The 6,970-nt window shown below is 60.9% G+C and carries 9 protein-coding genes and 1 pseudogene; 3 read left to right on the plus strand and 7 right to left on the minus strand.

Annotation, left to right across the window (positions count from 1 at the left end; all coding sequences use genetic code 11):
* From ISS20_RS22240 to ISS20_RS22255, 4 genes and pseudogenes are all read right to left on the minus strand, one after another.
* Nucleotides 1-426 (minus strand): annotated as a pseudogene (locus ISS20_RS22240) (restriction endonuclease); the annotation flags it as partial.
* A 245-nt stretch (nt 427-671) separates the two neighbouring features.
* Nucleotides 672-1,112: a DUF4124 domain-containing protein gene (locus tag ISS20_RS22245; protein ID WP_199227692.1), complete on the minus strand. Its 441-nt coding sequence runs from the start codon at nt 1,110-1,112 to the stop codon at nt 672-674.
* Nucleotides 1,113-1,185: 73 nt separating this feature from the next.
* Entirely contained in the window at nt 1,186-1,407 is a 222-nt protein-coding gene (locus tag ISS20_RS22250; protein ID WP_108498426.1) for a hypothetical protein, read from the minus strand.
* 19 nt (nt 1,408-1,426) lie between these two features.
* Entirely contained in the window at nt 1,427-1,636 is a 210-nt protein-coding gene (locus ISS20_RS22255; RefSeq protein ID WP_291439638.1) for a hypothetical protein, read from the minus strand.
* Between the two features lie 309 nt (nt 1,637-1,945).
* Between ISS20_RS22255 and ISS20_RS22260 the strand changes: the two genes are divergently transcribed.
* Complete coding sequence (locus tag ISS20_RS22260) at nt 1,946-3,001, plus strand: DMT family transporter (protein WP_056637549.1); 1,056 nt, start codon at nt 1,946-1,948, stop codon at nt 2,999-3,001.
* An 11-nt stretch (nt 3,002-3,012) separates the two neighbouring features.
* On the opposite strand, the gene ISS20_RS22265 is transcribed toward ISS20_RS22260, so the two are convergent.
* Nucleotides 3,013-5,334: a cation-translocating P-type ATPase gene (locus tag ISS20_RS22265; protein ID WP_291439642.1), complete on the minus strand. Its 2,322-nt coding sequence runs from the start codon at nt 5,332-5,334 to the stop codon at nt 3,013-3,015.
* Between the two features lie 78 nt (nt 5,335-5,412).
* Between ISS20_RS22265 and ISS20_RS22270 the strand changes: the two genes are divergently transcribed.
* Together ISS20_RS22270 and ISS20_RS22275 are read left to right on the plus strand one after the other, a co-directional pair.
* Nucleotides 5,413-5,847, plus strand: a complete 435-nt coding sequence (locus ISS20_RS22270; protein ID WP_056637555.1) for a Cd(II)/Pb(II)-responsive transcriptional regulator — start codon at nt 5,413-5,415, stop codon at nt 5,845-5,847.
* A gap of 60 nt (nt 5,848-5,907) precedes the next feature.
* Nucleotides 5,908-6,099 (plus strand): heavy-metal-associated domain-containing protein, encoded by a 192-nt coding sequence (locus tag ISS20_RS22275; RefSeq protein WP_056637557.1) that lies wholly within the window; start codon nt 5,908-5,910, stop codon nt 6,097-6,099.
* Between the two features lie 157 nt (nt 6,100-6,256).
* Here the strand turns inward: ISS20_RS22275 and ISS20_RS22280 are convergent, their stop codons facing one another.
* Both ISS20_RS22280 and ISS20_RS22285 read right to left on the minus strand, forming a co-directional pair.
* Nucleotides 6,257-6,550 (minus strand): hypothetical protein, encoded by a 294-nt coding sequence (locus ISS20_RS22280; RefSeq protein WP_124515296.1) that lies wholly within the window; start codon nt 6,548-6,550, stop codon nt 6,257-6,259.
* Between the two features lie 77 nt (nt 6,551-6,627).
* Nucleotides 6,628-6,969 carry a copper-binding protein gene (locus tag ISS20_RS22285; protein ID WP_108625381.1) on the minus strand — a complete coding sequence of 114 codons (342 nt, stop codon included), beginning with the start codon at nt 6,967-6,969 and terminating at the stop codon, nt 6,628-6,630.
* Nucleotide 6,970: the final 1 nt, after the last annotated feature.

A 6,970-nucleotide genomic window follows, 5' to 3' on the forward strand; every position in this document is an offset into this window, starting at 1 on the left:
TCGAGCGGTGCGCAACTGCATGGATGCACCGCAGCGTGGACACTCCGGCGAAGAGGTCTGTGCCGTGGCGACCGCAGCGCTTTCAGGGTGCTGAGCCTGTGCATGGGAATCCGCAGCAATTGATGGAGATACGGGCGCTCCGGGCCGGCGTGCACGTTGAATCATTGCGAACAGACGAGGGCCGTCGACCAGCTCAATGTTTCGACCTTGGGCAAACTCCACTGCGTCTGTTGTGAAGCGGCCCGAGGTCACCACGAATCCGCCCGTGGCGCCCTTGGCTGCCATGACACCGTAGAGTTCGCGGACGGTGGTCACCCCCACCTTGTACGCCTTCCACTGTTTGCACTGCACGAAGAATTTCTCATTGCCTTTGGTGAGTAGGAGGTCCACCCCACCATCTGGGCCGGCGCCCCCTAACTCGGCAAGCAGGGACAACAAGTCCAGGATGTCTTCCAAAGGGCTGGTTTTTTTGCGTCTGGCCATGATTTCCTCCCTGTGCATTGGTTCTCTTTGAAGCAGGCATCTTCGTGCCTGGAAGCTCAGCGGTATCTTGGCGACCGCTATGGCCTTGAGACAAGTTTATTCAAGAGTGGCATCCAGGGCCTCAATGCTTGTCCCGCCACAGAAGTCTTGCAGGCAGCAACGGTCCTGGCACTCACTTGTTCCGCAACTCAACACTTGAGGGCAAAGAAGGTTTTGCGGGCCTTGTAAAGGTCCTTGTCAGCCTCTTGCTTTTGGCTGGCTGCTGACCGCGCGGCGCGAGCCTCTAATTCGGGTAGCTGGCGATCAAGATTGCGGCAGGTGACTTTGTCCGCCGCGGACAGTTTGTGCCGCTTGCGCTCTAAGTTCATCTGCTCGTGATCCAGGCCTGTGAGCGGCTGAAGCGCCGCGTCCACGGCTTTTCTGTTTTCGTCGCGCATAACATCAGCACCCTTGCGCGTGCGGCCGGTCATCTTGTCCATGCCCTGGGTGGGAGTGGCATCCACTAACTTGGCACCGACACACGGCTCGTCGGAGTAGGACACCTTGCCGCCATGTTCGCAGCGGTAGACCTGGGCGCTGGCGCTCATTGCCAAGAGCATCAAGGCCGTGAATGAAAGAAGGAAGCGCATCAACAGATTATGGGGGGCCCAGAAAGCACAAAGCCGCCTCCTAGGGCGGCTAATCAATGCCTGTGCCGAGGCATCAATCCTTTTTCGTTCCCTCTTTACCCGTGTAAGGGTTCACATTGCCCTTGTGGCTCCAGTTGTTGGTCTTGGAGCTATCAGGATTGGTCGCATGGTAGGGTGGGACATAGGTGCCGTTTTTGGTAGTGTGTCCGCTGACGGCATGGCTTCCCCCTTTGGCCATGGCGGGCACCGCGAAGAGGGATAGTGCCAGGGCGCTGGCAAGCAATAAAGGTTTCATAGGTTCTGCGGTCTGCGTTTTACTTGTGACCACCCACATATCGGCCACCTTTGCCGCTGCGGCCCTTGCCACCGACCCGCTTGCTGCCAGCACGGGCCTTGGTTTCAAAGAAAGTCGATGAGCCCGACGCCGCAGATAAAGACAGGTCCGAGCCCGACAGAGGCTGAACCGGTGCTGCGCTGGCGATGGTGGATGCGCCGAGGAAGAGCGCGAACAATGCTGTCTTCATTTTTCTCCTTGGTTGATTGTATCTGAATGCTACGCAAAACAGAGCATCGATGCCAACTCAAAATTGCAGTGTTTGCGCTGTATCAAACGTAGCTAGTTACTTGCGCGATCAGGATCGTGCCCACAAGGCTACTTGATTTGACAGCTTCAGGCTGGTTGGCGTCGCTCAGTCTGACAATGTCGTTGGCCGCTTTCTTCGAAAGCAGACCTTCCACTTCTCGTCGAGTCAGCTATTTCCGTCTTTGAACCCCTTGCCTTGTCCAGTTCTGGGGATTACCAGACTCCGATGTCGTGCTCAAATCCCTCAACTATGAAGCGTGACCCTTTGCATCTTCCCGCCTTGCGCGGTGGCTTTCTCGCCCTGCTGGCGGCGGTACTCTTCGGCATCAGCACACCCGCGGTACAGAGGCTGGGCGCAGGGCTCGGGGCCTTCACGACCGCAGCGCTGCTGTACTTAGGAGCGGCCCTGATCGGGGCACTGTCGCTGCGGACTGCTGCGCATGAAGCGCGAGTGCAGAGGTCCGACATTCCGCGCCTTCTGGCGATGGCTGGCTTTGGCGCCGCGCTAGGGCCGGTGGCCCTGGCCTGGGGCCTGCAGCACACGAGCGGAGCCAGCGCGTCGCTCATGCTCACTCTGGAAGCGCTGTTCACCGCCACGCTGGCATGGTGGCTGTACAGCGAAACCATGGACCGCCGCGTGTGGGCCGCCATGCTGTTGCTGCTCGCAGGAGGAATGGCGCTCGTTCTGGACCAAGGCCTGCAAGGAGGCGTGCAGTTGCTGGGGCTGCTTGCCGTGCTGCTGGCCACGGTCGCCTGGGGGGTGGACAACACCTTGTCCCGTGGGCTGGCTGAGCGCGACCCCAGCCAGGTGGTGATGGCCAAGGCCACCCTGGGGGCCGCAGCGACGGCTGCATTGGCTGTTTCGACTGGGGAGCCTTTGCCTTCCCTGTCCGCAGCACTGGGACTTCTCGCCGTTGGAGCCACTGGTTACGGCCTGAGTCTGCGCTGTTACCTCCTGGCCCAGCGAGCATTTGGTGCGGCGCGGACGGGCTCGGTGTTCGCCTTCGCGCCCTTCATTGGTGCTGCCGTGGCCTTCGGTTTCGGGGAACGCTCTGCGGGGTGGTTTATGCTCTTGGGTGGAGTGTTCATGTTGGCGGGAGTAATGCTCCATCTGGCGGAAAGCCATGGACACGAGCACACGCACGAAGTGCTGGAGCATGAGCATGCTCACCGGCACGACGATGGGCACCATGCACATGTGCACGTAGTAATGCCAACTGGCAGCCACAGCCACAAGCACACCCATGAGCCTGTGACCCACGCCCATCCCCATGCTCCTGACGTGCACCATCAGCACGTTCACTGAACCCGCTAGATCTAACCAACAGCGCGGACCGCGTGAGCGCGCGTGCCGCGCAGCAGCCTCAGCCCATTGCCAACCACCAGGAGGCTGGCCCCCATGTCCGCAAAAACCGCCATCCACATCGACGCGTTCCCAAAGACCGCAAGCACCAAGAACACCGTCTTGATACCCAGCGCCAGCACGATGTTCTGAAGAAGGATGCCCCGCGTGCGCCTGGAGAGCTGGATGACTTCGGGGATGCGGCGCAGATTGTCATTCATGATGACGATGTCCGCAGCCTCCATGGCCGTGTCGGTTCCTGCTGCACCCATGGCAAGGCCGATGTCGGCGCGTGCCAGCGCAGGTGCGTCATTGATGCCATCCCCCGTCATCGCCGTGGCACCGTACTGGGCCTGCATCTGCTCAATGGCCGACAGCTTGTCTTCTGGCAGCAGGTTTCCATGCGCCTGGTCGATGCCCGCCTGTTTGGCGATGGTCTCTGCCGTGGCTTGGTTGTCTCCGGTCAGCATGACCGAGGCGATTCCCAGCGCGTGTAGCTGGGCGATGGCCTCCCGTGAGCTGTCCTTGATGGTGTCGGCCACCGCAAAGATGGCAAGAACCTCCGATTGACTGGCCAGAAGGGTCACCGTGCGGCCCTGCGATTCCTGTGCCTGTAGCAGCGCCTCAATGGCGGGGCTGCAAAGACCCCGTTCCTCGATGAGCCGGTGATTCCCCAGAATCAGGGGTTGGCCTTCAAGCTGGGCTTCCACACCACGTCCGGCAAGGGCCGTGAAGCCTGCCACGATGCCCTGGCCAGCAGACAGTCCTTGCGCGATGGCCTTGGACACGGGGTGGTCAGAGTGACCGGCCAGGTCCGCCGCCCAGCCCAGAATCTGGGTTTCGGGATACGTTCTGGCCAGCACGTGCTGGGCCACCAGTTTGGGTTTTCCTTCCGTGATCGTGCCGGTCTTGTCGAGCGCAATGGCCTTGAGTTTGTGCGCGTCTTCCAGGTAAACCCCGCCCTTGATGAGGATGCCACGCCGGGCCGCAGAAGCCAGACCACTGACCACCGTCACCGGCGTTGCGATCACCAGCGCACAGGGGCAGGCGATGACCAGCAGTACCAGAGCCTTGTAGACGGCATCCACCCACGTCAGGTCCATAAAGACCGGAGTGAGCGTCGCCACAAGAACGGCCATGATGAACACAGCCGGGGTGTAAATGGCAGCAAACCGGTCCACGAACTGCTGTGTGGGGGCGCGTGAGCCCTGCGCCTGTTCCACCGAGTGAATGATGCGGGCCAAGGTGGTGTTGCTGGCCTCTGCCGTGACCATCACCTCCAGGGTGCCTGTTTCGTTGATGGTGCCAGCAAACACGGGATCTCCAGGAACCTTGTCCACCGGAATGCTCTCTCCCGTGACCGGCGCCTGGTTGACTGCGCTGGTCCCAACGGCCACCGTGCCGTCCAGCGGCATGCGCTCGCCCGGCCTGACCCGGACGATGGCGTTGACGGGAACCTGTGCAGCGGCCACCGATTTCCAGCTGCCGTCAGGCTGGCGTACTTCGGCCGTCTCGGGCGTGAGATCCAACAGGCTCTTGATGGCATTGCGTGCACGGTCTACCGCGCGGCCTTCGATCAATTCAGCAATGGCATAGAGGGCCATCACCATGGCGGCTTCTGGCCATTGGCCAATGAGAAACGCGCCGGTCACGGCCACCGTCATCAGCGCATTGATGTTCAGCCGTCCCTGCAGCAAGGCGGCAAACCCCTTGCGGTAGGTGGAAAAGCCCGCCAGCCAGATGGCCGCCGCCGCCAGGGCCATGCCAATGCCCTTGAAGGCCAGCGTGTCTGGAGAGAAGAAGGCCACGGCTTCGGCGCAGACGGCCAGGCCCAGCGCCAACCCCATACGCCCGAGTTCGTCGGTGGTGGAGGCCCGCCCAGGGGCTTCGCCCGTTGCCGCAGCGGTTGCCACGGGCTGCGGGTCGAACCCTGCCTTGCGAATGGCCGCCAAGGCTTGAGGAATCACAGCATCAGGGGCGTCAATGGTCAGCGTGCGTGCGCCGAGCTGAAACCCCAGGCCGCGCACCCCGGCAATTGACTCCAGCGCGCGGCGGATCTCACTTTCTTCGGCTGCGCAGTCCATGGCCTCGATGCGGAACATGGCTCCCTGGGGGCCACGCCCATTTGCAAACGAAGGCGCTGCGGTTGCTAGCGAATGTGGGGTACAGCAAGTATCTGGAGAGGCCGCAACCGGGCTGGCGCAACAGGAATCAAGCTGAGTAGAGACGGGAGCGGCTGGAGCGCAGCATGGGTCCTGGGAGGTTGGTTTTTGTGCTTCGTCGCAGCAGGATTTCATAAATTTCTCTCCTTGATGCCTCGATTGGAAACCTTGGAGTAGCTACAGTGTCAAGACCTCCAATATCCAGCTCTCAACATGCAGATCAAGGAACTGGCCGCCGCAACAGGCGTTGACGCCGAAACGATCCGTTTTTACGAAAAGGAAGGCTTGTTGCCCCAGCCCGCGCGGCTGGCCAACGGCTATCGCAACTATGCTCCCGCTCACCTGGAGCGGCTGTCCTTTGTACGGCACTGTAGGGCACTCGACATCCCACTGGCAGATGTGAGGAGCCTGTTGGGTGCGCTAGATGCGCCCCAGGAGGCGTGCGCAGACGTCAACAATCTGATTGACGACCAGCTAAGTCGGCTGCGCGCTCGTCTCATCAGCATGATGGCGTTGGAAAAGCAACTGCTGCAGCTGCGCTCAGCATGCAGTGGAGAGCATGCGCATCAGAGCTGTGGAATTCTTAATGAGCTTGTCGCGGCCGCCCATGGCGAGGCGTGTCTGTGCCATGGAGGAAAAAGTGGTTGACCTTGCCACTGTGGCAAGTCCGAGACTGCACTCCTCTCAACTCTTTGCCACGAGAAGTAAATGCATGAATTCCAGCTTCCCGACATGACCTGCGGGCACTGCGCAGGGATGGTGAACCAGACACTGCAGATGGTGGATCCTGGCTGCAAGGTGCAGGTGGACATGTCCAAGCGCTTGGTTACGGTGCAGAGTGCTGAAGACCGTCTGACGCTTGCGGAAGCGCTCACCGAGGCGGGCTACCCGCCCTCTTGACTACGCGTCCGTACCGCAAAAGATCTGCTCCGGCACACGTTCATCGCGGTGGGTATTGAAACCGCCTTGGAGCCGCCGACCATCGCCTTGACGCAGCGATGGTCGGCCTGAGGTCTTTGGGCGGTTGCTAATTTTTTGCCACCTCTCTGTCTCGGAACTACTTGGGCGTGGAGCCCGGAGTGGCTTCCTTGTGCGGCATGGCTTCACGCGCATTGGCCTTTTCCTGACCACGGGCTTCGGCCTTGCTGGTGTCGGCGATGCCAGAGCCTTCACCCCGCGCCGTACTGCCATCCTTGGTCCGCTTCACACCGGTCGCAGGACGGGCCTTTTTGTGTTCCTCGCCATGCGCTTGCGCCTTGGAGTTGGTGTAGGGCGTGGCCTCTTGGGTGTCGCCAGCAGCGAATGCGGACGATGCGGCGGTCATGGCCAGGGCGATAAGGAGAGTTTTCATGATTTTTCCTTGGTAGGTTGACGTGCGAACAGAAGAGCGCCCCCTTTCTTGAGGGCGCGGCGAGGCACTCCTTGTGCTTACTTGGCAGGCTCGATGGCGGTGACGACCATCTTTCCGCCCTCGTTGATCACCATGAAACGGATCTTGTCGCCGACCTGCGTCTTGTCGAGCAGGGCCTTGTCCTTGGCAGCAAACACCATGGTCATCCCCGGCATCTCCAAGTGCTTGATGTCGCCATGCTTGATGGTGATCTTGCCGGCGTCCTTGTCGATCTTGCGCACCTCTCCATCGGTCATGGAGGCTGCGGTCGTGGATGCGGCTTTTCCGGCGTCTCCAGCGGCCTGCGCCACGGCCGACAGCGGCATGAGAGTGACCAGCGACAACATAGCGCCGATCAATAAAGTGTTTGCGTTTTTCATA

This window comes from Acidovorax sp., from assembly GCF_016783915.1.
In the GTDB taxonomy this organism is placed as follows: Bacteria; Pseudomonadota; Gammaproteobacteria; order Burkholderiales; family Burkholderiaceae_C; genus Acidovorax.

Excerpts from the sequence above, each read along its gene's own strand:
- ISS20_RS22245 (WP_199227692.1), bottom strand. The coding sequence starts at position 1,112 with ATGCGCTTCCTTCTTTCATTCACGGCCTTGATGCTCTTGGCAATGAGC.
- ISS20_RS22250 (WP_108498426.1), bottom strand. The coding sequence starts at position 1,407 with ATGAAACCTTTATTGCTTGCCAGCGCCCTGGCACTATCCCTCTTCGCG.
- ISS20_RS22255 (WP_291439638.1), bottom strand. The coding sequence starts at position 1,636 with ATGAAGACAGCATTGTTCGCGCTCTTCCTCGGCGCATCCACCATCGCC.
- ISS20_RS22260 (WP_056637549.1), top strand. The coding sequence starts at position 1,946 with ATGAAGCGTGACCCTTTGCATCTTCCCGCCTTGCGCGGTGGCTTTCTC.
- ISS20_RS22265 (WP_291439642.1), bottom strand. The coding sequence starts at position 5,334 with ATGAAATCCTGCTGCGACGAAGCACAAAAACCAACCTCCCAGGACCCA.
- ISS20_RS22270 (WP_056637555.1), top strand. The coding sequence starts at position 5,413 with ATGCAGATCAAGGAACTGGCCGCCGCAACAGGCGTTGACGCCGAAACG.
- ISS20_RS22275 (WP_056637557.1), top strand. The coding sequence starts at position 5,908 with ATGCATGAATTCCAGCTTCCCGACATGACCTGCGGGCACTGCGCAGGG.
- ISS20_RS22280 (WP_124515296.1), bottom strand. The coding sequence starts at position 6,550 with ATGAAAACTCTCCTTATCGCCCTGGCCATGACCGCCGCATCGTCCGCA.
- ISS20_RS22285 (WP_108625381.1), bottom strand. The coding sequence starts at position 6,969 with ATGAAAAACGCAAACACTTTATTGATCGGCGCTATGTTGTCGCTGGTC.